The following is a 23187-nucleotide window of genomic DNA, read 5'->3' as shown; positions in this document are numbered from 1 at the left end:
CAAAAAGCGAGGATCAGGCAGGACCTCGCTTACGCATTTGCAGCTGCATCAGGACAGCGCTACCTTAGTGCCTTGATTTTTGTTTGGCAAGCCGCCCGATGACCACCCCTAAAAACGATAAAAACACTCGCACCACCGGCCGTCCCACCCTTAATGAAGTTGCCCGCCTCGCCGGCGTAAGCCCGATTACCGCGTCCCGCGCCCTGCGCGGGGTCAGCACCGTGGCCACCGAACTGGTGGAAAAAGTGCAGAAAGCTGCGCTCGAACTCAATTACGTGGTCAACCCTGCCGCCCGCGCCCTGGCCTCGGCGCAGAGCCATTCGGTGGTGGTGCTGGTGCCGTCGCTGTCCAACCTGCTGTTCATCGACACGCTGGAAGCCATTCATCGGGTGTTGACGCCCAAGGGCTTCGAAGTGCTGATCGGCAACTTCCACTATTCACGCGATGAAGAAGAAAACCTGCTGCGCAACTACATGGCTTATCAGCCGCGTGGTTTGCTGTTGACCGGGTTTGATCGCACGGAAAGTTCGCGCCGGATGATCGAGGCCAGCAACATTCCCTGCGTGTACATGATGGAACTGGACAGCGCGGCCGGCGTGAATTGCGTGGGTTTCTCGCAGCTCAGCGCCGGCGAAACCGCGGCCGAACATTTGCTCTCGCGCGGTCGCAAGCGTCTGGCCTACATCGGCGCACAACTCGATCAGCGCACCTTGTTGCGCGGCGAGGGTTTTCGCAAAGCCCTGCAGAAGGCCGGGCGCTATGACCCGGATCTGGAAGTGCTGACCCCGCGCTCCTCGTCCGTGGGCTTGGGCGGTGAGCTGTTTCTGCAATTGCTGGCGGCGCATCCGGATGTCGATGCGATCTTCTTTGGTAACGACGACCTGGCGCAGGGTGCGCTGCTGGAGGCGCTGCGCAACGGGATCAAGATCCCCGAGCAGGTGGCGATTCTCGGCTTCAACGATTTGCCGATGTCCGAACACATGGTGCCGCGCCTGAGCAGCATTAACACCCCGCGTGAAGCGATCGGCCGGCGTGCGGCGGAGCAGATGTTGACGTTGATGGCCGGCAACAGCGTGGCGCGGCCGGTGGAAGACATGGGTTTTGAACTGAAGATTCGCGAGAGTACCTGACCTTTGAAATCCTGTCGGAAGCAATCCCTGTGGGAGCTGGCTTGCCAGCGATGGCGTCAGGCCAGTCGATACAGTGTTGACTGATACACCGCAATCGCTGGCAAGCCAGCTCCCACAGTTTTTGGGTACACCCACCCTGTGCATGTATCAGTGGCTGAGCAGTTCGACGAGGGCCGACGCGCCCTTCTGCAGCGGCTGGCTCTTGAGCCACACCGCGTGCACGGGCAGTACCAGGCCGTTTTCGATGTTGCGAAAATTCAGGCGCTTCAAGCGCCCGCTGTCCAGCCACGGCTGCACCACCGACAACGGGAAATTGCCCCAGCCCAGTCCCGCCTCGACCATCTCCAGCGCCGCCTCCAGCGTATCGGTGCGCCAGTGCGACTCAGCCACCAGCGGCCGGGTTTCGCTGATTGGCAAGTCGCGACTGGCGACGAAGATCTGCCGCACATGCACCAGGTCTTCGAGAAACAGATCCTGCCCCTGCAACAACGGACTGTCTGCCGCCAGCGTGGCGATCATCCGTTCGCTGCCGACAAACTGAAAACGCTCCAGCACGTTCATGCTCAACCCGGCAAACGCCAGACAGACGCTGACGCGGCCACGGTGCAGCATCGCCAGCACATCGTCCTGCGGCGCGGTCAGCACTTCGATGTCGAGCAGCGGATGACGCTCGGCAATCACCTTGATCGCGGCGAGCAAGCGGCGGCGATCGATGTCGGCGACCACACCAATCGACAGCTTGCTCTCCAGCCCCAACGACAACTCCACCGCGTGCACTTGCAGCTGCTTGAGCTGCTCGGCAATCAACCGCGCATGGGGCACCAGTGACAGCGCCATCGCGGTTGGCTGCGGTTCGCGATGGCTGCGGTCGAACAAGGCATAGCCAAGCTCCGCCTCAAGATTGCCGATGCCCATGCTGACCGCCGAAGGCACCCTGCCCAAAGCGCGGGCGGCGGCGGAGAACGAGCCACGATCAATCACCGCAAGAAACAGCTCGATGCTGTCGCTGTTGAAATTCAAAACGCCACCTATCACCAAAACTGAAAGCTACTGACTTTTTCTGTCATCACTATTGAAGCTATCTTTCGCCGCCTCCGCCAGTCCCGCTGGCCAACACGTTGCAACAAAGAGGCAAAACCCCATGCAAGGCGTCAAACGCAAACTGGTCTATGTGTCGCTTTACGAAGTGATCGGCATGACCTTCTCCGCCCTCGGCCTGGCGCTGTTGTCCGGCACTTCACCGAGCAGCACCGGCCCGCTGGCGGTGATCATCACCACCATCGCCGTGACCTGGAATTTCATCTACACCACACTGTTCGAGCATTGGGAAAGCCGCCAGAAATCACGCACCCGCACAGTCAAGCGGCGCATCGCCCACGCCGTGGGTTTTCAGCTGACACTGATCGTGTTCCTGATCCCGCTGATCGCCTGGTGGATGAACATCAGTCTGGTGCAGGCGTTCCTGCTGGATCTGGCGTTGATCATCTTCATCCCGTGCTACACGTTCGCCTTTAACTGGCTGTTCGATCGCTTCTTCGGCTTGCCGGCCTCGGCGCTGCCCGATTCGACTGCTGCGGCATAAATCGTTAATTGGTAAGCAGTTATTGCAAGAAATCGGCGGTTCTCCGGGGCTAACCGCCGAAATTCACAATCCATCAACTCCGATAGCAGGCTAAGCTTTTCCATCAATAAAAAATGGATCCGCCGATGACTGCTCACGCCCACGCCGCCGCGCAAAGCGACGGCATCGATCCGATACGCGCCGCCGAGATTTCCGCCCGCATCGACCGCCTGCCCGCCGTCGCCACCATCTGGCGACTGGTGGCGCTGTTGTCGATTGGTGGTTTCTTCGAACTCTACGATTTGTTCCAGACCGCCTACATCAGCCCCGGGCTGATCCGTGACGGGATCTTCGCCACCGGCAATCAGGGTGTGTTCGGTTTCTCCGATCAGGCGGCGTTCGCGTCGGCGACCTTCCTGGGTCTGTTTCTCGGCGCCAGCCTGCTCAGTCCGTTGGCCGATCGTTTCGGCCGCCGCGCGATCTTCACCTTTGCGCTGGTCTGGTACACGGTGGCCACGGTGCTGATGGGCATTCAAAGCTCGGCGCTGGGCATCATCTGCATGCGTTTTCTGGTGGGGATTGGCCTCGGTATCGAGCTGGTGACCATCGACGCCTACCTCTCGGAACTGGTGCCCAAGCGCATGCGCAGTTCGGCGTTTGCCTTCGCCTTTTTCGTGCAGTTTCTCTCGGTGCCAGCGGTGGCATTGATGTCGTGGTGGCTGGTGCCGCAGGCGCCGTTCGGTGTGTCGGGCTGGCGTTGGGTGGTGCTGGCGAGCGCGGTGTTTGCGCTGTTCATCTGGTGGCTGCGCAAGCGTCTGCCGGAGTCGCCGCGCTGGCTGGCGCAGCATGGGCGTTTCGATGAAGCGAACAAGATTCTCGACGCCATCGAAGCCCGCTGCGAGAAGGATCACCGGCAACCGCTGGACGCCCCGGAAGCGGTGCCTGTGGATGTCGAGGGCAAGGGCCGCTTCGCCGATATCTGGCAACCACCGTATCGGCGTCGGGCGCTGATGTTGATCGTGTTTCACGTGTTCCAGGCGATCGGTTTCTTCGGTTTCGGCAACTGGCTGCCGGCGCTGCTTTCCGGCCAGGGCGTGAGCGTCACTCACAGCCTGATGTACGCCTTCATCATCACCCTGGCCTACCCGCTCGGGCCATTGCTGTTCGTGAAGTTCGCCAACCGTTTCGAGAACAAATGGCAGATCGTCGGCTCAGCCCTTGGCGCCATGACCTTCGGCACCTTGTTCGCGTTACAGACCAGCGCCTTCGGCCTGATCTTCTGCGGGGTGATGATCACCTTCTGCAACGCTTGGCTGAGTTTCAGTTATCACTCGTACCAGAGCGAACTGTTCCCCACCAACATCCGCGCCCGGGCGGTGGGTTTCTGTTATTCGTTCAGTCGCTTGTCGACAGTGTTCAGCAGCCTGTTGATCGGGTTGTTCCTCGACCACTTCGGCACGCCCGGCGTGCTGGCGTTCATCGTCAGCAGCATGCTGATCGTGATGCTGACCATCGGCGGGTTCGGCCCGCGCACGCGCAATCTGGCACTGGAAAACATTGCCCATCGCTGACGGCCACACGGTCATCCTCTGCCGCCCGGAGGCAACGGATGACCGCCTGATTGCGCATGCACCAACAGTAAAGCCTTGAAATAGCGGGATTTGCTGCAAAGGCACGCTAATTGCTCGGATATGCCCGTCAGCAATTATCCAAAGGTCTCCATCATGATGTTGGTCAGTGCCAAACAGCAGCAGCTCATCCACCTGCCCAAGCGGTTGGCGGATGACGCGACCACGACCGCCGCTGCCGGTCTGCAAAGCGGCCTGCACGGCGCCATGTTGCAATCGCTGCAGAACCAGACTCAGTCGCAAGCCACCGATGCGACCTCCAAGGTCCAGGATTCAGCCACGCAGATCGCCACCCAGCAAGTGGCCGCCGCCACGCGCATCAGCGATAACGTCGACGAAGCCTTCGCCAAGACCCGTGTCGGCCTGCAAACCACCGACGCCACGACTGCCGGCAGCACCAGCGGCACCTCGGCCACCGACGCGTTCAAGGACTACATGAGCAAGTCGCCGGAACAGCGTCTGCGCGACAGTATCCTTCAAAGCATGGGCATCACCGAAGACGACATCAAAGCCATGCCGCCGGAGAAACAACTGGCCATCGGCAAAGAGATCGCCGAGCGTCTGCAGGACAAGATGAAACTGGCGCAGGCGGAAAAAGACAACGCCAATGACGTCAAGGACAGCGACAAACTGGCGGACAAGTTTCTCGCGGCGCTTTGACTGCAAACCCATGTAGGAGCTGCGGCACGCTGCGATCTTTTGATCTAAAAAAACAAAATCAAAAGATCGCAGCGTGCCGCAGCTCCTACAGTTTTTTGGCGTAGATGCTAGTTCAGTTGCAACGTCGCATTGAACTGCCCGATCGCATCCACCACATGTCGCGAACCCTGCTGAATCTCCAGGATCACCTCTCCCGCCTCGTTCGCCAGTTCCACACCCAGCCCGGTGCGGCTCAGGCTCGACTGCATGCTCGACACCGCGCTCAGCGACAGGTCATGGTTTTTGCGCACCACTTCGACAATCTCCAGGGTCGCCTGACTGGTGCGCGCCGCGAGACTGCGCACCTCGTCCGCGACCACGGCAAACCCGCGTCCGTGCTCACCGGCCCGGGCTGCTTCGATGGCGGCGTTGAGCGCCAGCAAGTTGGTCTGGTCGGCGATCCCGCGAATGGTCTGGACGATGGTGCCGATGATGTCCGACTGCTTGTTCACCGCATCGATGCTCAGCGCCGCTTCGTTGAGGTCGCGGGAAATGTCCTGGATGATCTGCACCGTCTGCTGCACGACCTGTGAGCCTTTTTGCGCGCAGGCATCGTTCTGTACCGAGGTGCTGTGGGCCGATTCTGCGGCGTTCTGCAGCGTGGTCATCTGCTGGGTGATGTCACTGGCAAACTTCACCACCTTGTACAGACGGCCCTTGGTGTCGAACAGCGGGTTGTACGAGGCCTCGAGATAAACCATCTGCCCGGACTTGTTCTTGCGCTCGAAACGGTGCGAGTGATATTCGCCGCGATTGAGCGACGCCCAGAACGCTTTGTACTGCGCCGATTCGGATTCGGAACGGTGACAGAACATGCTGTGGTGATGGCCGACGATTTCCGGCAGCGTGTATTGCATGGTGCGCAGAAAGTTGTCGTTGGCGGTAATCACATTGCCTTCCGGGGTGAACTCGATCACCGCCATCGAACGGCTGATTGCCGCCAGCATGCTTTCTTCTTCGTGCTCTTTGTTGACCCGGGCGGTGATGTCGGCGGCAACTTTTATGACGCTTTTGACTTGTTTGTCCGGGCCGTACACCGGCATGTAACTGGCTTCAAGCCAGATCTCCCTGCCGGACTTGTTCAAGCGCAGAAACGTGCCGCTGATCGGCTCGCCCCGGGCCAGGTCGCGCCACAATCTGGCGTACTCCTCGCTGCGGTAAAACGCTTCTTCGCAGAACACCCGGTGATGTTTGCCACGCACTTCCTCGGCGCTGTAACCCATGGTCTTGCAGAAGTTTTCGTTGGCATCCAGAACAATGCCTTCGGGGGTAAATTCGATCATCGCCATCGAGCGGCTGATCGCTTCGAGCTTGGCGTTGGCTTCGGTCAAGGCGCAGCTGAAACGCTCGATTTCCTGCAGGTCAGCCTTGTGATGTAGGTTGAACATGGTTGTATCACCTTCCGCGCGGTCTTTTGATTTGATGAAAGTTCAGGTCTTTCAGAATCCACCACTACGTTCCACAGAACAGGCACACGCATTCCTCCACGGGAGGAAGTTGTCAGGTGATAAATGATGTTTAATCCGAGCGTGCATGCCGCGACGCTCTCATCAAGACATCCTTCTCTTGATAGCCCGCGAGCGGGCCAGCCCTAACGTGCAGAAGAACTTCCATGTACAACTGGCTCCTTGTTGGTTCAGTGTCCGGTGCCTTTGATTGCGCACTCTGGCAGCGTTGAAATCACGGCTAACCGATGACGGTCGACATAGTTAGTTACAGCTAGCATAGCCAGCGCCCTGCCACGCGCAAGGCCACTAGTCGGCCAGTATCTGGCACTTTTTGCACAAGAAACGGTTCAGCGAACGGAGGCAAGCGAAGTCTCCGCCACCAAATCCAGCAGCGCCTGCACCGCTGCCGACGCCGTCTGCCCCGCAGGCAACACCAGCGAAAACACCCGCTCGACAGGTGGTTGCAGAGCAATCACGCGCAAGCCCTGACGGTCGACCGGCAAGGTCATTTCCGGCACCAGCGTCACGCCGAGGTTTTCCCGCACCAGCGTGAAGGCGCTGCTCCACTCGCGTACCTCGACCCGCACATCCTGCAACTGCAAACAGGCTTCGGCGGCAAGGCTGCGGGCGTTGGTCGAGCAACCGCCGGTAGCCAGCACAAAGGGCAGCGCGGTCAGTTCTTGCAGGGTGACGCCCTGCTCGGTTCCTCGCAGCGCCAGCGGATGGCCCGTCGGCACGACCGCCACCCATTCATCACGGCCCAATGGCCCGGCATTGCGCTCGGGGGCCGGGTTGAGCACCACACCGACATCCACCAGACCGGCCGCGAGCAAGGTTTCCACCTCGTCATCGCTGACCTCCAACGCCACCACTTCGATCCCGGGGTACAGGCGATTGAACTGGCGCAGCAGCGGCGGCAGAAAACTCGCCAGGACCATGGGAAAACTCGCCAGGCGAATCGTCCCGCGCAGCATGGGGCGCACGCTGTCGACGGTCTGGCGAATGGTTTGCAGCGCGCCGAGCATTACGCGCGCCTGTTCAATCACCGGCAGCCCAATGGCGGTGGGCAAGGTTTGCCGGCTTTCGCGACTGAACAGTTGCACACCGAGGGTTTGCTCCATCAGCGCCAGGGCCTGGCTCGCGCCAGACTGCGTCATGCCGACCCGTTCGGCCGCGCGGGTGATGTTGCCGTGATCGGCCACGGCGACCACCAGCCGCCAATGCATCAGGTTCATCATGGCAGTAGCTGTCCTTATGGCTGCTTTCTGAAAGATTAATTTTACCGAGGGTGCGGCGGACTATGACACTGGCGCCAAATCCTCACCAGAGAGCTGCCGATGAAGCTGTATTACGCCCCGCAAGCCTGTTCGCTGGCGCCGCACATTGTGTTGCGCGAACTGAAGCTGCCCTTCGTACTGATCCGCGTCGACAACCGCAGCAAGCGCACGGCCAGCGGCGAAGACTTCCTGGCAATCAATCCCAAGGGCTATGTCGCCGCCCTGCAACTGGACAACGGCGCGGTGCTGACCGAAGGCCCGGTGATCCTGCAATATCTGGCGGATCTGCAACCACAGTCAGGGCTGGCGCCGGCGCCCGGCAGTTTCGAACGGCTGCGTTTGCAGGAGTGGCTGAATTTCATTTCGAGCGAGATCCACGGCGGGTTTGGTGCGCTGTTCGATGAGCGGTTGCCGGCCGAGGTGATCAAGGAGAAGTTGTTCAAGCGTTTTGCCGTGTTGGTCGCGGTGCTGGAGCAGCAGGAGTATCTGCTGCCGAGCGGCTTCAGCGTGGCGGATGCGTTGTTGTTTGTGGTGCTGCGTTGGGCCGGGTTGTTTGACATTGACCTGGCGCAGTGGCCGGCGCTGGCGCGGTTTCAGGCGCGGATTGAGCAGCGGCCGACCGTGATGGCGGCGTTGGCGGCGGAAGCGGCGTAAGTCTTTAGATCATTCGCGAGCAAGCTCGCTCCCACACTGGATTCGGGCAAGCCATAGACCCAGTGTGGGAGCGAGCTTGCTCGCGAAGGCGTCAGTTCAAACAACGCAGATCAACCGGGAAAAACTCAAAGTCCCGCCGTCACCTTGCTCGCCACCTCCCCCGGCACCCACGCCTGCCACACCTGCGGCTGATCACGCAGAAACGCTTCGGCGACCTGCCGCGGTGGCTGGCGCTTTTCGCTCATTCCGGCCAGCGTCTGGTTCAGCAGATCAATCGGCAAGTCGACTTTCTCGAAGAACGCCACCAGTTCCGGGTATTGCGCCTTGAACGGCGCCGACACGCCAATCGCCAGGCTGGCCGGCATCGAGCGGGTGCCCTTGGGATTCGGATTATTGGCATCGGCCAGGGTTTTCCAGGCCTCGGCATCGAACGGCGGTTCTTCGAGTTTTACCAGTTTGAAGCGACCGAGCAGCGGCGTCGGCGACCAGTAGTAGAACAGCACCGGTTTGCCGCGTTTGATCGACGACGCCACTTCGGCATCCAGCGCCGCGCCGGAGCCGGTGCGGAAGTTGACGTAGCTGTCGGTCAGCGCATAGGCCTTGAGCTTCTGGCTGTTGACGATCTCCGAGGTCCAGCCGGTCGGGCTGTTGAGAAAGCGTCCACGGCGCGGGTCTTCCGGGTCGCGGAACACGTCCTTGTAGCGCGGCAGGTCAGCCACCGATTTCAGCTCCGGGGCCAACGCTTTGATACCGCGCTCGGGGTCGCCCTTGATCACGTATTCCGGCACCCACCAGCCCTCGGTTGCGCCCTTGACCGTGTCCCCAAGGCCGAACACCTTGCCTTCATTGGCAGCCTTGACCCACGCCGGACTGCGCCCGGCCCATTCTTCGCCGATCACTTGAATGTCGTTTTTTGCCAGCGCCGCCTCCAGGCTGACGGTGCTCCCCGGCAGCGTATCGGTGGGGTAGCCGTAGCCTTTCTCGACGATCAGGCGCAGCACTTCGGTGATGAAACTGCCGCTTTCCCAAGTGATGTCACCGAAGTGGATCGGCGCGGATTTTTCGCTGGCGGCAACGGCGCCAATGCTCAGGCTCAGCGCCAGCAACGAACGGCCGAGCAGGGTTTTGATCGATCTCATGCGGACCTCTTGTCTGTCAGGATTTGGTTGGCGCTGTGGCGGTCGCACAGGGCCTGGGAACGGCTCATGTAAACGCTGACCGAACGCTGCGAGATGCCCAGTTCAGCGGCGATTTGCGGGTAGGTCAGGCCATCGATCCGCGCCAGCAGGAAGGTCGAGCGGACCTTGCCGGGCAGGCGTTGCAAGCTGTGGTCGAGGCGCTTGAGGGTCTGGCTCAGGTGTGCGAGTTCTTCAGGCGAAGTGGCGACCTCGACCTCAAACTGCTGCACATGCCGGCGCTCCAGATCCGCGCGGCGCCAACGCTGATAAAGCAGGCGCTGGGCAATCGTAGTGAGCATGGCGCGGGGTTCACGGATCGCCGTGACACTGGGCGCCTGAAGCAATTGCGCGAAGGTTTCGGCAGCGATGTCTTCCGCGTTTTCGGCGTCGTGCAGCTGCCGGCGCAAGTACGTGCATAGCCAGCGATAGTGGGCGCGGAACAGCACGTCGAGATGATTGCGGTGAACGGTATCGGCGCCGGACATAAGGGCTCCTGGGCAAGGGGTCGCTGGATGTCCGGTGATCCGGTGGCGCGATCCTAGCAAGGCGTCTTATGCATTAATAATATTTATATTTCATTCCTATATTCTTTTTGGAGATATAAGAGCGAAGGCTGCGATCTTTCAACGCAAGCGGCCATAGCCCAACTCTTCAGCCTCACGCTGATAGTCGAGCACAACCTGATAATCGCTTTCACTGGCTGCCAGGACCTCAGGCAATCCAAGGATCTGCGCCACATCCGGCAACTCAAGCAGCGTCTGATTCATCACCTCGCGCAAGCGCTCGATCTGTTTGTCCGTAGTCGATACGGCGGTGATAAACGGCAACGTCGGACTGAACGCACTACGCGCCACAACCCGCAATCCGTTGACCTCCTCGGGTGCGTATTGCGCAAGGCAGGCATAGGTCACGCTGTCGATGGCCGCCAGATCGGCGCGTTCTTCACGCAGCCAGCACAGACTCTCGCGGTGTGCGCCACTGATACCGACCGTGGCGAAGAACTGCCCGTCAAGGTGTAGCGGCGCCAAGCGCTGGCGCAACAGATTCATGCCACTGTTGGAGTCCTCACTGTTGATCACCCCGCGACTGCCACGAAAATCCACCAGGGTTTTGCGCACATCATCGGCACGGCTGAGGATCAGGCTGCAGTGATTGCCGGCGCTGGCGTCGGGCAATTCGTAGCGCGGGCGACCGACGATGCGCACCTGATCGCGCAGCAAGGTCATCAAGGGGTAGCCGCAGGTTTGCGTCAGTAGCAGATCGGGCGACAACCACAGTTCGGGCAGCGACAGGCTGGCGGCGCTCAGGCGGGAATGCCCGAGGTGTTCGAGGATGCGTGAAACCCAGCGCTCGTTGGCCGCGCGAATGGGCTCGGGGGCGGTGTACATCAGCAGTTCGAGGTGGTGTTGGGTCATACACATTATTTCCCCGCAAATACTTACCTGTGGTGTTCCTGGGGTCAGTGGAAGGGATGCTCGGGACTGTCAATCGGCTTGAACCCGTGGCGCCACCACAACTGCCCATAACCCTGCACCAGAAATCCGCCGCTACGCGCGACCCATTGCGCGCGGCGCATACGGTAAGCCTGGGGCAAGTCGTACCACGCCAGCCCCGGCAGGTCGTGATGCACCAGATGAAAATTCAGATTCAGAAACAGCCAGCGCCATGGCCAGCCGGCCTCGTTGAGCACGGTGCGTTGCTCAGGCTGTGCGTGCGGGCGGTGTTCATAGTAGGAGCGGATCATCGCAATCGACAGCGCCGGTACGCTGATCAGTAACAGGTAATGCCAGACCGGCAACACACTGAAGCGCGCGACAAACCACAGCATCAACACGGTGAACGCACCGTGGGTCAGCCACATTAGCCAGGCTTGCCGCTCGCGGTTTTTCAGGCGTTGCAGTTCTTCCGCGGCCAATGCCAGCAAGGCCAGCGGCGCGCCAATCGCGAACCGCCCGAGCACGGTTTTGTTCAGCCAGTGCAGGCCGCGTTCGAACAAGGAACTGCCCTGCCAACGCACCGCCGTCAGATAACGGCTTTCCGGATCGACACCGGGCACTGTCAGGTCTTCATCGCGGTGATGCAACAGATGGCTGTCGCGGTACAAGGTGTACGGGTACCACACCGCAAAGGGTGCATAACCGAGGATTTTATTGCAAAGCACCGAGCGGGTCGGATGCCCATGCAGCAACTCATGCTGCACTGACAGCCACAGCACCAGCAGCGGAATCAGCAGCAATGAGCTCAGGCCGCGTCCCAGCCATGCGCTGTTGAGGATGATCGCAAACCAGCCGCCATACACGCCGATCAGCAACAGCCATGTCGGCCATTCGGTGCGGGCGGTGAAGCGCTGGCGCAGGGTTTCGATTTGCTGGCGATGGTCGGCGTCGAAGTAATTCGGCATGGCGTGGCTCGGAACGGGAATCTTCCCCTTCTGTGCAACGAAGCCGGACAATCTTGCAGATTATTTTTGCGCTGAGGCGGGAGCCCGGAGGACGGACTCCCGAGGGACGTGATCAATGACCGAAAATATCGACCTTCTTGGCTTTCTTCTCTGCACGTTTTTCAATGGCGGTCTTGGCCGGTTTCTTCTTCGCGGCCTTCTTTGAATCCATACCTTTGGACATGATGCGTACTCCACTCACAGGGATGTAGGCTCAGGTATACACCTATCGCGCGTCGTGCGTTCTTTTATAATCGGCGCTTTGCCCGCCGTCAGTCCGATCCCATGTCCGATACCCAGTACAGTCTGCTCGATGAGCCTTTGTGGCCGTTGATGAACAAATTTTACCGCCGCCACCAATCGTCAATGAAAGCGGTGCGCGATGCGCAACTGTGGGTGGCCCGACGCGAGGACATCGTTGCCGCGCTGTGCTTGCGACCGGTGGCGGGTGGGTATTGGTTGACCGGGCTGTTTGTCGACCCGGGTTGCCGTGAGCAAGGGATTGCCGGGCAGTTGATCGCGGCGGCGGTGAAGGATGTGCAGGAACCGGTGTGGCTGTTCTGCCATCCGGATTTGCGCGGATTTTATGAGCAGCGTGGCTTCAGCTTCGACCCTGCCCTGCCCTATGCGTTGGCCGAACGGTTGAGCCGGTATGCGCGGAGCAAGCCGATGATTGCGATGGGGCTGACACCTTCGATCTGATGCGAATCCCAATGTGGGAGCGAGCTTGCTCGCGAAAGCGGCGTGTCATTCGATGCATTTTTCGCCTGACAAGACGCATTCGCGAGCAAGCTCGCTCCCACAGGTTTTTTGGGGTGTTAGCGAGATCAATCGTCAGCTGTGGGGTCAAGATCCGGGAACATCACTTCGGTAAAACCGAATTTGCTGAAATCGGTAATCCGCGAAGGATACAAGCGGCCGATCAGATGATCGCATTCGTGCTGCACTACCCGCGCATGGAAGCCTGACGCCACGCGTACGATCGGTTCGCCCTTGGGATCAAAACCTTCGTAGCGAATCTGCTGATAACGATCCACCGCGCCACGCAGGCCGGGCACCGACAGGCAGCCTTCGAAACCCTCCTCGGTCAGCGGACTCAACGGCGTGATCAGCGGATTGATCAGGATCGTCTGCGGCACCGCTTCGGCGTCCGGGTAGCGTTCGCTGTGCTCGAAACCGAAGATCACCAATTGCAGATCGACGCCGATCTGCGGCGCGGCCAGACCAACTCCGCCGACGCTTTCCATGGTCTGGAACATGTCATCGATCAGTTGCCACAGCTCGGGGCTGTCGAACATCTCCGGCGGCACTGGCGGGGCGATGCGCAGCAGGCGTTCGTCGCCCATTTTGAGGATTTCACGAATCATGATCAGGCTTCGTCAGTGTCCGGCTTGAGCGAATGATCGCGCCCCAAGCCCGAGACGTGTTGTTTGGGATGTACATCGAGTTCGCCGGGGACTTTCTCGCCCGCGTCCTTGCCCTCGCTGGACATGTGTTCGATCACCGCATTCATCTCGGCGCCGAGCAGCAGCACCGCCGAGGAAATGTAGAAATACAGCAACAGCACGATGATCGCCCCGATGCTGCCATACATCGCGTTGTAGTTGGCGAAGGTTTTGACGTAGAACGCAAAGCCCAGCGAGGCGATGATCCACACCACCACGGCCAGTACCGAGCCGGGGGTGATGAAGCGGAACTCCTGTTTGACGTCGGGCATCACGTAGTAGATCAGCGCCACCGCGACCATCATCAGAATCACGATCACCGGCCAGCGCGCAATCGTCCAGACCGTGACGATGAAGTCTTCCAGCCCTACCTGCGCGGCAATCCAGCCCATCACTTGCGGCCCGAGCACCATCAGCGCGGCGGCCACCAGCAACATGCCGGCAATGCCCACGGTGTAGAAAATCGACAGCGGAAAACGTTTCCAGATCGGCCGTCCCTCGACCACGTCATACGCGGCGTTCATCGCGCTCATCATCAGGCGCACACCGGCAGACGCGGTGTACAGGGCGATGACGATACCCACCGAGAGCAAGCCGCCCTTGGACTGCTGCAACTGATCGATCACCGGGTTGACCTGCTCCAGTGCCTGCGGCGGCAATACCAGCTCCGACTGCAGGCGCAGCCAGGTGAAGAAGTCCGGCAGGTGCAGGAAACCGATCAAGGCGATCAAAAACAGGATGAACGGGAACAGCGAGAACAGCATCTGGTAGGCCAGTGCCGAGGCGTAGGTCGACATTTCGTCGTCGACGAATTCAGTGACCGTGCGCACCATCACCCGGTGCAGTGGCAGACCTTTCATGTCTGGAAAAATCATTCGCGTCTCCTTTCGCCGCATTACAGGTTGAAGTCGTGGCGACTCAGGGGCCGTTTTCTACATCACGGTAGCCTACTTGGCGACCTTCGTGGATGGCTGTCGGGTTTTGACACAAAAACGGCCATCCTTGGATGGCCGCTCGTGTGTTTCGTTCAAGGCGGAATTACGCCTTGTCGACACCTTTCTTGATGGCGTCTTTGGCTTTGCCGACAGCTTGCTGGGCTTCACCTTTTTTCTCTTGCAGTTTGCCTTCGGCTTGCAGCTTGGTGTTGTCGGTGGCTTTACCGACACCTTGCTTGACGTTGCCGACGGCTTCGTTAGCCATGCCTTTTACTTTATCGCCAGTGCTACTCATGGTGTTTCTCCTTGGTGCATTGAAGGGGAAAAGTCAGTACGTAATGATTGACTGGCCGGGTTTGCCACGAGTTTCATTTATTTTTGCCGTTCATTTCGTCGTGCAATGCAGGTTGGGCTTTATGTTTGCCCCCCTAGCCCCGAGAATGCGCAGCTATGGGCGCGCTGCGCCAACGATCAGACCCCGCAGGAATGTTATGAAACTCGATAAAAAGCAGGCCATTGCCCGTCGCAACCAGGAACTGGGCGGCGCTGTGCTCGGCACCAACAACTGCCACTTCGCCGAACTCAACCGCAACCGCAACATCTGGTGGTTTGACCTGCCGGTGACGCGCCTGGCCGTCGGTCAGTACGAGTGGATTCACCTGCTGATGCACACCCCGGCCACCGACGAACTGCTGCACCTGAAAGTGCCAACCGTGTTCCTGCGGGAAAAGCTCGAAGGCCTGGTGATTCGCAACGAAGGCAAGCGCAAGGCGGCGTTGAGCCTGGAATTGAGTGCAGACAAGGATTCGTACCTGCAGGACATGCGTCCGGCGGGCACCAACGTGAATTTCGCGCCGTTCCGGCAGTAACCATTCCTCGTGGCAACTGGACTCTGTGGCGAGGGAGCTTGCTCCCGCTGGGCTGCGAAGCAGCCCCATAACCCCGTGTCAGTTGAGTCCTGACACACCACATTCACCGTACTTACGACTGCTGCGCAGCCGAGCGGGAGCAAGCTCCCTCGCCACAGGGTCGAAGAACGCCGCCCAACAAAAAGCCCCGCACTTGCGGGGCTTTCTGTTTTACGCGGCGGACTTCGCCTTGATCTTCTTCAGCTCTTCGTCACGCAGCTCGCGGCGCAGGATCTTGCCGACGTTGGTGGTCGGCAGTGCATCGCGGAATTCCACCGAACGCGGCACCTTGTAACCGGTGACGTTGGCGCGCATGTGTTCCATCACGGTTTCCTTGGTCAGGGTCACGCCCGGTTTGGCCACGATGAAGATCTTGATCGCTTCGCCCGACTTCTCGTCCGGCACGCCGATGGCCGCGCACTGCAACACGCCCGGCAAGGTTGCCAGCACGTCTTCCAGTTCGTTCGGGTAAACGTTGAAACCGGACACCAGGATCATGTCCTTCTTGCGATCGACAATGCGCATGTAGCCATCGGGCTGGATCAGCGCGATATCACCGGTCTTCAGCCAGCCTTCGCTGTCGAGGATCTCGTCGGTGGCTTCCTGACGCTGCCAGTAGCCCTTCATCACTTGCGGGCCCTTGACGCACAGCTCGCCGATTTCGCCCATGGGCTGCTCGACACCGGCATCGTCGATGACTTTGCACAGGGTCGACGGCACCGGAATACCGATGGTGCCGATCTGGATGTTCTGGATCGGGTTGACCGTGGCCACCGGGCTGGTTTCGGTCATGCCGTAACCTTCGCAGATCGAGCAGCCGGTCACGGCTTTCCAACGCTCGGCCGCGGCCAGTTGCAGGGCCATACCGCCGGACAGGGTGACTTTCAGGTTGGAGAAATCCAGCTTGCGGAAACCTTCGTTGTTGCACAGCGCCACGAACAGTGTGTTCAGGCCGACGAAACCGCTGAACTTCCACTTCGACAGTTCCTTGACCATCGCTGGCAGGTCGCGCGGGTTGCTGATCAGGATGTTGTGGTTGCCGATCAGCATCATCGCCATGCAATGAAAGGTGAACGCATAGATGTGGTACAGCGGCAACGGGGTGATCAGGATCTCGCAGCCTTCGTTGAGGTTGGAGCCCATCAGCGCCTTGCACTGCAGCATGTTGGCGACGAGGTTGCGATGGGTGAGCATCGCGCCCTTGGCCACGCCGGTGGTGCCGCCGGTGTATTGCAGTACCGCGACGTCGCTGCTGTGCGGGTTGGCTTCGGTCACCGGCTGGCCCTGGCCCTTGCTCAGCACGTCATTGAACTTGACGGCCTTAGGCAGGTGATAGGCCGGCACCATCTTCTTCACGTACTTGATCACGCTGTTGATCAGCAGGCGCTTGACCGGCGGCAGCAGGTCGGCGACTTCGGTGACGATGACGTGTTTGACGCCGGTTTTCGGCACCACGGCTTCCGCCAGGTGCGCCATGTTGGCCAGACACACCAGGGCTTTGGCGCCGGAGTCGTTGAATTGGTGTTCCATTTCCCGCGCGGTGTACAGCGGGTTGGTGTTGACCACGATCAGCCCGGCGCGGATCGCACCGAAGACGGCGACCGGGTACTGCAGAACGTTGGGCAGTTGCACGGCGATTCGATCACCGGGCTGCAAGTCGGTATGCTGTTGCAGATACGCGGCAAACGCACCGGACAATTCGTACAGTTCACCGTAGGTGATTGTCTTGCCCAGGTTGCTGAAAGCCGGTTTGTTGGCGAAGCGTTGGCAGGACTGCTTCAACACTGCCTGAATATTCGGGTACTCGTCTGGATTGATGTCGGCAGCAATTCCAGCCGGGTATTTATCCTTCCAAAAGTCTTCGATCATGGAAGCCCACTCCTCAGCAACGCGAATTCTTCACCGCATTTGATGCGATTATTATTGGTGTGTGTTTTGTATTGGTGAATCTGGCTTTTCTACAGGCCGAGAAGTCACAAAGCGCGCCGAGAGTAGCAGCTTTGCCAAGGGCCGACTAGAGCCAAAAGCGGCCTCCATGGTCACTTTAATGACTCAAGACTTTCTAACAGTCATTTTAGAGCAAAAATCCTATATCACCCTGAAAGCCCCGGTTTTCCGGGCCTTCACCCCCAAAAAGCATCGCGGGCAAGCCCGCTCCCGCAAGGTTGATGGAGATCCCTGTGGGAGCGTGGCTTGCCCGCGATCCGCGCAACGCGCGGCCATTCACCGATCAGGCGATATCGCGCAACTCCCGCCGCAAAATCTTGCCGACCGGCGTCATCGGCAATGACTCACGCAGCACGATGTGTTTCGGCACCTTGTAAGCCGTGAAATTCTCTTTGCAGTACGCCTTGAGCTCTTCGAGGCTGACCCCGGTTTCCCGCGCCACCACAAACAGCTTCACCGCCTCGCCCGAACGCTCGTCCGGCACACCGATCACCGCGCAGTTGGCGACTTTCGGGTGAGCCATCACCACGTCCTCGATCTCGTTGGGGTACACGTTGAAACCGGAGACGATGATCATGTCCTTCTTGCGGTCGACGATGCGCACGAAGCCGTCCGGGTCGATCACCGCAATATCACCGGACTTGAACCAGCCCTCGGCGTCCAGCACTTCGGCGGTGGCCTCGGGTTTGTGCCAGTAGCCTTTCATGATCTGCGGGCCCTTGATGCACAACTCGCCGCGCTCGCCCATCGACTGCTCGACACCCTCGTCATCGATAACCTTCAGCAGCGTACCCGGCACCGGCAGACCGACCGTGCCCAGGCGCGACTTTTCGCCATACGGGTTGGTGCAGGCCACCGGCGAGGTTTCGGTCAGACCGTAACCTTCGGTGATGCGGCAACCGGTGATCTGCTCCCAGCGCTCGGCGGTGGCCTTGACCAGCGCGGTACCGCCGGAGTTGGTCAGCTTGAGGCTGGAGAAATCCAGGGTCTTGAAGTCCGGGTGATCCATCAGCGCGACGAACAACGTATTCAGCCCGAGCAACGCCGAGAATCGCCAGTTCTTCAGTTCCTTGATGAAGCCGGCGATGTCTCGCGGATTGGTGATCAGCACGTTGTGGTTGCCGGAAACCATCATGCACATGCAGTTCGCAGTGAAGGCATAGATGTGATACAGCGGCAGCGGCGCCACCATCACCTCCTGCCCTTCACGCAGCAGTGGCTGACCGTCAGGCCCCAGTTGGGCGAGACAGGCGCGCACTTGTTGCATGTTCGCCACGAGGTTGCCGTGGGTCAGCATCGCGCCCTTGGCCAGCCCGGTGGTGCCACCGGTGTATTGCAACACGGCGATGTCGTCGAGGCTGACTTTCAGCGGTTTGATTCCCAAACCACGGCCCAGCCGCAGCGCACTCTTGAACGAGATGGCCTGCGGCAGCGAATAGTCCGGGACCATTTTCTTCACTTTGCTGACCACAGTGTTGATCAGCCAGCCCTTGGCGGTGGGCATCAGATCGCCCATTTTCGCTTCGATCAAGTATTGCAGGTCGGTGTCCGGCAGCACTTCCTGGACCTTCTGCCCGAACATGTTCAGGTACACCAGCGCCCGGGCACCGGAGTCCTTGAACTGGTGGCGCATCTCGCGCGCGGTGTACAGCGGGTTGGTGTTGACCACGATCAGCCCGGCGCGCAAGGCGCCGAACACGGCAATCGGATATTGCAGCACATTGGGCATCTGCACCGCGATGCGATCCCCCGGCACCAGATCGGTGTGGGCTTGCAGGTAACCGGCGAACGCCGCGCTGTAGCGCTCGAGTTCCGCGTAGGTCAGGGTCACGCCCATATTGCTGAAGGCCGGACGGTCCGCGAATTTCTTGCAGGAACGCTCAAACACCTCGATCACCGACTTGAACTCGCCCATGTCGATGTCCAGGGGTACGCCGGCGGGGCGTTTGTCATTCCAGAAATCAGGTTGCATTGTTCTTGTCCTCTTTACCTGAATCGATCCGGGAGCCGCTTTTCTGTGGTTTCGCGCTTATCCCTGAGGGCACAAAGCAAAAAGCGGAGCTTCACGGACACTAGCAGTTATGGCCATTGAGGCAAATAAGGGCAATGGCGACATTGATCGTATGAATCTTCCTGCCGTGGCGTGAGCTGATCGGACGCGCTATACAATGCTACGACTGCGGGCCGTAACCGCTCGATAAAAAGGAATTGCCATGATCCACCGTGCCTTCTGGCTGGACGCGAGTGACCGCAGCCGCCTGTTCGTCAACCAGTGGCTGCCCGCCGCGCCATTGAAAGCAGTGATCCTGCTGGCCCACGGCATGGCCGAACACAGCGCTCGCTACGAAAGGCTGGCGAATGCGTTCTGCGAACAAGGCTACGGTGTGTACGCCCCGGATTTGCGCGGGCATGGCAAAACCGCCGAACACGGGACGCTCGGGCATTTCGCCGATGACGACGGCTGGTGCAAAGTGATCGGCGATCTGGCCAGCCTCAATCAGCACATCGGCCAGCAGCATCCCGAGGTACCGATCATCCTGCTCGGGCACAGCATGGGCAGCTACCTCGCCCAGGGTTACCTGCTGCATCACAGCGCCAGCCTGCACGGGGCGATTCTCAGCGGCTCGAATTTTCAGCCTGTCGCGCTTTACGGCGCGGCGCGGCAAATCGCCCGTTTCGAAAAACTGCGTCAGGGTGGCAAGGGCCGCAGCGCGTTGATCGAGTGGTTGTCATTCGGCTCGTTCAACAAAAAATTCAAACCGGCGCGTACCCCGTTCGACTGGCTGAGCCGCGACCCGGTGGAGGTCGATCGCTATGCCAGCGACCCGCTTTGCGGCTTTCGCTGCACCAACCAACTGTGGATCGACTTGCTCGGCGGCTTGCAGCAGATCAGCAAAGCGTCCAATCTCGCCCAGATCGACCCGGGCCTGCCGCTGCTGGTGATCGGCGGTGAATGTGATCCGGTGAGCGAAGGCAAGCGTCTGACAGATCTGGCCGAAGCGTTGCGCTCGGCCGGCAGCCAGAACCTGCAACTGAAGATCTACCCGCAGGCGCGGCACGAATTGTTCAATGAAACCAATCGCGACGAAGTGATCGCCGATGTGCTGGCCTGGATCGACCAGGCGCTGAGCCATCGCCGCCCTCATCGCAGCGAATAATTTTTTGTGGATTCACTTTAATCCGTCACAGGAATCAAGACCGATGACCCAGGTTACCAACATCCCTTACGAAGCCCTCGAAGTCGGCCAGACCGCCAGCTACAGCAAGACGGTCGAAGAGCGCGACATTCAGCTGTTCGCCGCGATGTCCGGCGACCACAACCCGGTGCACCTGGACGCCGAGTTCGCCGCCGCCAGCATGTTCAAGGAACGCATCGCCCATGGCATGTTCAGTGGTGCGTTGATCAGCGCGGCCGTGGCGTGCGAGCTGCCTGGGCCGGGCACCATCTACATCGGTCAGCAAATGAGCTTTCAGAAGCCGGTGAAGATTGGCGACACCCTGACCGTGCGTCTGGAAATTCTCGAGAAATTGCCGAAGTTTCGCGTGCGCATCGCCACTCGCGTGTTCAATCAGCGTGATGAATTGGTGGTGGATGGCGAGGCCGAGATTCTCGCGCCGCGCAAGCAACAGACCGTGACCCTGCCGACGTTGCCGGCGATCAGCATCGGCTGATGGAAAAGATCGCAGCCTTCGGCAGCTCCTGCCCTGGAATGCGATCCCCTGTAGGAGCTGCCGCAGGCTGCGATCTTTGGCTTTTCCCTCACGCATAAAAAAACGCCAGACTAGCTGGCGTTTTTTATAACCTGCAAACGCTTACGAACGCGCGCGAGCCTGGTTACGCAGGGCTTTCACCTGGTCGTGATTGCGTTGCACGCCGTGGTACTGACGCTCAACCAGGTCACGGATCCCGACCAGGTTGTGCTTGTTGATTTTCTCGATGGCTTCACGATAAGCCTTGAGTGCATGATCTTCACCGCGCTCGGCTTCGTTCAGTACAGCCTCTTCGTCCTTGCCGGTGAACATGGCTTTGACGTCGACCCAGCGACGGTGCAGGTCACCGCTGACGCTGGTAGAGGTTTCCGGATCACCGCCCATCGAGCGCACGGTAGCCTGCAGTTCGGCAGCGGCAGTGGCGCAATCGGCAGAACGCTTGGCGAACAGCGCTTTGAGTTCTGGATGCTTGATGTCTTCGGCGCAAGTCTTGAACCCTTCCTGACCGTCCTTGCTGGTTTCGATCAGGTCGTTGAGTACAGAGATGGCTTCTTTGTTCATGTCAGTCATTTTTCAATTCCTTGCGGTTGGTTGAAGATGCAAGGGTTATTGCAGTGTGCGTGCCAGCTTTTTGATAAAAAATAAATCCTTATTTTTCAACAACTTAAAGATATTTGAACTATCTGTATCACGGTTATTTGCATGATCTGTCATTTGGCCTGCATGCAGAATGCCTGTATTTTCCAGAGTGTTCCGAAGCCAGATGATTGCCCCTGATGAATCCTGAAAAACTCGAACTGCTGATCACCCGTGAAATGCCCTTTGGCAAGTACAAGGGCCGGATCATTGCCGACCTGCCGGGCCCTTATTTGAACTGGTTCGCTCGCGAAGGCTTCCCTCACGGCGAGCTCGGCGGACTGTTGGCGCTGATGCAGGAAATCGACCATAACGGTCTGTCGGAGCTGCTTGAACCGCTACGCGCCAAACACGGCAAACCCGCCCCGCGCCACTGAAGCGCCCTCCCCCCAAGCCGAGTCGACCATGCCTGACAACACCCGCCGCGCCCGTGACGAAGCATTCTGGCAAACCTTCGCCGATCGCTACGAAGCACAAACCGGTCCGCTGAACCTGGAAAACGGCTACTTCGGACGCATGTCGCGCACGGTGATCGAGGACTACCAGCGCAACATCGAGCTGATCAACACCCGCAACTCGGTGTATGTGCGCCAGCGTTTCGAGCAACACGACAGCCTCGACATCCGCGCGCAACTGGCCGAGACGATCGGCGTGCGCGCGCAGAGCATCGCCTTCACCCGCAACGCCAGCGATGCGCTGCAGTCGCTGATCCGCAATTACAATCGCCTGCAGCCGGGCGATCAGGTGCTGATCTGCGACCTGGAATACGACACGGTCAAAGGCGCCATGCGCTGGCTGGCGCGCCATCGCGGCGTAGAGGTGATCGAGATCAGCCACACCCATCCGGCCACTTTCGACAGCCTGCTGGATACCTATCGCGAAACCTTCGTCCGCTATCCAAAACTCAAGCTGATGGCCCTGACCCACGTGACTCATCGCACGGGGCTGGTGATGCCGGTGCAGGCCATCGCTGCGCTGGCGAAACAACATGACGTAGACATTATCCTCGACGGCGCCCACGCCCTCGGCCAGATAGAGTTCAACCTTGAAGCCTTGGGCATCTCGTTCGCTGGTTTCAATCTGCACAAATGGATTGGTGCACCGTTGACTCTGGGTTTTCTGTACATCGCCCCGCAGCGCCTTGCCGACATTGATCCGGACATGGGCGAAATGCACTTTCCGGCCAGCGATATCCGCGCGCGCACGCCGTACAGCACACCGAACATTCCGGCGTTGATGTCCCTGCCGCTGGCGCTCGAGGAGCATCGTTCGCTCGGCGGCGCAGCAGCCAAGGGCGCGCGACTGAATTACCTGCGCAACCTGTGGGTCAGCGCCGTGCGCCACTTGCCGGGGATCGAAGTGATGACCCCGGACGATCCGCGCTTGTATTGCGGCATCACCTCGATGCGCTTCACTCGCCACACCGATCAACAGGCGATGGTCGAACGTCTGCTCGATGAGTACCACTTGTTCACCGTGGTGCGTAACGGTGCGGCGAGCGGGCCGAGCATCCGTATCACTCCGGGATTGACCACCACGGCGGCTGACATGCAGTTGCTGACCCGTGCACTCAACGAGCTGCGCTGATCC

23 protein-coding genes and 2 pseudogenes are annotated in these 23187 nt (G+C 59.8%); 11 read left to right on the top strand and 14 right to left on the bottom strand.

Annotated features, from left to right (window positions below):
* The first annotated feature begins 98 nt into the window (after nt 1-98).
* Nucleotides 99-1130 carry a LacI family DNA-binding transcriptional regulator gene (locus B1722_RS06675; RefSeq protein WP_047295927.1) on the top strand — a complete coding sequence of 344 codons (1032 nt, stop codon included), beginning with the start codon at nt 99-101 and terminating at the stop codon, nt 1128-1130.
* A gap of 147 nt (nt 1131-1277) precedes the next feature.
* On the opposite strand, the gene B1722_RS06670 is transcribed toward B1722_RS06675, so the two are convergent.
* Nucleotides 1278-2150 carry a LysR family transcriptional regulator gene (locus tag B1722_RS06670; protein WP_086791911.1) on the bottom strand — a complete coding sequence of 291 codons (873 nt, stop codon included), beginning with the start codon at nt 2148-2150 and terminating at the stop codon, nt 1278-1280.
* Nucleotides 2151-2271: 121 nt separating this feature from the next.
* Between B1722_RS06670 and B1722_RS06665 the strand changes: the two genes are divergently transcribed.
* From B1722_RS06665 to B1722_RS06655, 3 genes are all read left to right on the top strand, one after another.
* Complete coding sequence (locus B1722_RS06665; RefSeq protein WP_086791909.1) at nt 2272-2712, top strand: PACE efflux transporter; 441 nt, start codon at nt 2272-2274, stop codon at nt 2710-2712.
* A 125-nt stretch (nt 2713-2837) separates the two neighbouring features.
* Complete coding sequence (locus B1722_RS06660) at nt 2838-4262, top strand: MFS transporter (RefSeq protein WP_086791907.1); 1425 nt, start codon at nt 2838-2840, stop codon at nt 4260-4262.
* A 156-nt stretch (nt 4263-4418) separates the two neighbouring features.
* On the top strand, nt 4419-4979 hold the full coding sequence (locus B1722_RS06655; protein ID WP_041066606.1) for a hypothetical protein: 561 nt from the start codon (nt 4419-4421) through the stop codon (nt 4977-4979).
* A gap of 107 nt (nt 4980-5086) precedes the next feature.
* Here the strand turns inward: B1722_RS06655 and B1722_RS30080 are convergent.
* The 3 genes and pseudogenes from B1722_RS30080 to B1722_RS06645 all read right to left on the bottom strand — a co-directional run.
* Nucleotides 5087-5515: pseudogene (locus tag B1722_RS30080) on the bottom strand (methyl-accepting chemotaxis protein); the annotation flags it as partial.
* Between the two features lie 114 nt (nt 5516-5629).
* Nucleotides 5630-6406 (bottom strand): annotated as a pseudogene (locus B1722_RS30075) (PAS domain-containing protein); the annotation flags it as partial.
* Nucleotides 6407-6813: 407 nt separating this feature from the next.
* Nucleotides 6814-7704 (bottom strand): LysR family transcriptional regulator, encoded by an 891-nt coding sequence (locus B1722_RS06645; RefSeq protein WP_041066381.1) that lies wholly within the window; start codon nt 7702-7704, stop codon nt 6814-6816.
* Nucleotides 7705-7803: 99 nt separating this feature from the next.
* Here B1722_RS06645 and gstA point away from each other — a divergent pair, with 99 nt between their 5' ends.
* On the top strand, nt 7804-8397 hold the full coding sequence (gene gstA, locus B1722_RS06640) for a glutathione transferase GstA (RefSeq protein ID WP_086791905.1): 594 nt from the start codon (nt 7804-7806) through the stop codon (nt 8395-8397).
* A 125-nt stretch (nt 8398-8522) separates the two neighbouring features.
* Here gstA and B1722_RS06635 read toward each other — a convergent pair whose 3' ends face one another.
* The 4 genes from B1722_RS06635 to B1722_RS06620 all read right to left on the bottom strand — a co-directional run bounded on the left by B1722_RS06635 (nt 8523) and on the right by B1722_RS06620 (nt 11976).
* Nucleotides 8523-9536: an ABC transporter substrate-binding protein gene (locus B1722_RS06635; RefSeq protein WP_041066375.1), complete on the bottom strand. Its 1014-nt coding sequence runs from the start codon at nt 9534-9536 to the stop codon at nt 8523-8525.
* On the bottom strand, nt 9533-10060 hold the full coding sequence (locus B1722_RS06630; protein WP_086791903.1) for a sigma-70 family RNA polymerase sigma factor: 528 nt from the start codon (nt 10058-10060) through the stop codon (nt 9533-9535). The genes B1722_RS06635 and B1722_RS06630 overlap by 4 nt, the downstream gene beginning before the upstream one ends.
* A gap of 138 nt (nt 10061-10198) precedes the next feature.
* Complete coding sequence (locus B1722_RS06625) at nt 10199-10990, bottom strand: phosphate/phosphite/phosphonate ABC transporter substrate-binding protein (RefSeq protein WP_041066371.1); 792 nt, start codon at nt 10988-10990, stop codon at nt 10199-10201.
* Nucleotides 10991-11034: 44 nt separating this feature from the next.
* A complete protein-coding gene (locus tag B1722_RS06620; protein ID WP_086791902.1) occupies nt 11035-11976 on the bottom strand; it encodes a fatty acid desaturase in 942 nt (313 codons plus the stop codon).
* 324 nt (nt 11977-12300) lie between these two features.
* Here B1722_RS06620 and B1722_RS06615 point away from each other — a divergent pair, with 324 nt between their 5' ends.
* On the top strand, nt 12301-12717 hold the full coding sequence (locus B1722_RS06615) for a GNAT family N-acetyltransferase (RefSeq protein WP_041066366.1): 417 nt from the start codon (nt 12301-12303) through the stop codon (nt 12715-12717).
* Between the two features lie 125 nt (nt 12718-12842).
* On the opposite strand, the gene def is transcribed toward B1722_RS06615, so the two are convergent.
* From def to B1722_RS06600, 3 genes are all read right to left on the bottom strand, one after another.
* Nucleotides 12843-13382: a peptide deformylase gene (def, locus tag B1722_RS06610; protein ID WP_003227403.1), complete on the bottom strand. Its 540-nt coding sequence runs from the start codon at nt 13380-13382 to the stop codon at nt 12843-12845.
* A 2-nt stretch (nt 13383-13384) separates the two neighbouring features.
* Nucleotides 13385-14335, bottom strand: coding sequence for a YihY/virulence factor BrkB family protein (locus tag B1722_RS06605; RefSeq protein WP_041068694.1), 951 nt, complete (start codon nt 14333-14335; stop codon nt 13385-13387).
* A gap of 163 nt (nt 14336-14498) precedes the next feature.
* Nucleotides 14499-14690: a CsbD family protein gene (locus tag B1722_RS06600; RefSeq protein ID WP_027612573.1), complete on the bottom strand. Its 192-nt coding sequence runs from the start codon at nt 14688-14690 to the stop codon at nt 14499-14501.
* Nucleotides 14691-14886: 196 nt separating this feature from the next.
* On the opposite strand from B1722_RS06600, the gene B1722_RS06595 reads away from it, so the two are divergent.
* A complete protein-coding gene (locus tag B1722_RS06595) occupies nt 14887-15264 on the top strand; it encodes a hypothetical protein (protein WP_007969330.1) in 378 nt (125 codons plus the stop codon).
* A 210-nt stretch (nt 15265-15474) separates the two neighbouring features.
* Here the strand turns inward: B1722_RS06595 and fadD1 are convergent, their stop codons facing one another.
* Both fadD1 and fadD2 read right to left on the bottom strand, forming a co-directional pair.
* Nucleotides 15475-17172, bottom strand: coding sequence for a long-chain-fatty-acid--CoA ligase FadD1 (gene fadD1 / locus B1722_RS06590; protein ID WP_086791900.1), 1698 nt, complete (start codon nt 17170-17172; stop codon nt 15475-15477).
* Nucleotides 17173-17533: 361 nt separating this feature from the next.
* Nucleotides 17534-19222: a long-chain-fatty-acid--CoA ligase FadD2 gene (gene fadD2, locus B1722_RS06585; RefSeq protein WP_086791898.1), complete on the bottom strand. Its 1689-nt coding sequence runs from the start codon at nt 19220-19222 to the stop codon at nt 17534-17536.
* A 241-nt stretch (nt 19223-19463) separates the two neighbouring features.
* Here fadD2 and B1722_RS06580 point away from each other — a divergent pair, with 241 nt between their 5' ends.
* Both B1722_RS06580 and B1722_RS06575 read left to right on the top strand, forming a co-directional pair.
* Nucleotides 19464-20408, top strand: a complete 945-nt coding sequence (locus tag B1722_RS06580; RefSeq protein ID WP_041068683.1) for an alpha/beta hydrolase — start codon at nt 19464-19466, stop codon at nt 20406-20408.
* Nucleotides 20409-20451: 43 nt separating this feature from the next.
* Nucleotides 20452-20922 (top strand): MaoC family dehydratase, encoded by a 471-nt coding sequence (locus tag B1722_RS06575; protein WP_003227420.1) that lies wholly within the window; start codon nt 20452-20454, stop codon nt 20920-20922.
* Nucleotides 20923-21063: 141 nt separating this feature from the next.
* On the opposite strand, the gene B1722_RS06570 is transcribed toward B1722_RS06575, so the two are convergent.
* Nucleotides 21064-21531, bottom strand: a complete 468-nt coding sequence (locus B1722_RS06570) for a PA2169 family four-helix-bundle protein (protein ID WP_025112834.1) — start codon at nt 21529-21531, stop codon at nt 21064-21066.
* Nucleotides 21532-21737: 206 nt separating this feature from the next.
* Here B1722_RS06570 and B1722_RS06565 point away from each other — a divergent pair, with 206 nt between their 5' ends.
* Both B1722_RS06565 and B1722_RS06560 read left to right on the top strand, forming a co-directional pair.
* Nucleotides 21738-21974 (top strand): DUF3820 family protein, encoded by a 237-nt coding sequence (locus B1722_RS06565; protein ID WP_003213031.1) that lies wholly within the window; start codon nt 21738-21740, stop codon nt 21972-21974.
* 28 nt (nt 21975-22002) lie between these two features.
* Nucleotides 22003-23184, top strand: coding sequence for an aminotransferase class V-fold PLP-dependent enzyme (locus B1722_RS06560; protein ID WP_086791896.1), 1182 nt, complete (start codon nt 22003-22005; stop codon nt 23182-23184).
* Nucleotides 23185-23187 lie beyond the last annotated feature (3 nt).

The organism is Pseudomonas sp. SCPG-7, assembly GCF_002156405.1.
GTDB lineage: Bacteria > Pseudomonadota > Gammaproteobacteria > Pseudomonadales > Pseudomonadaceae > Aquipseudomonas > Aquipseudomonas parakoreensis.
This window is presented reverse-complemented; position numbering and strand designations above follow the sequence as displayed.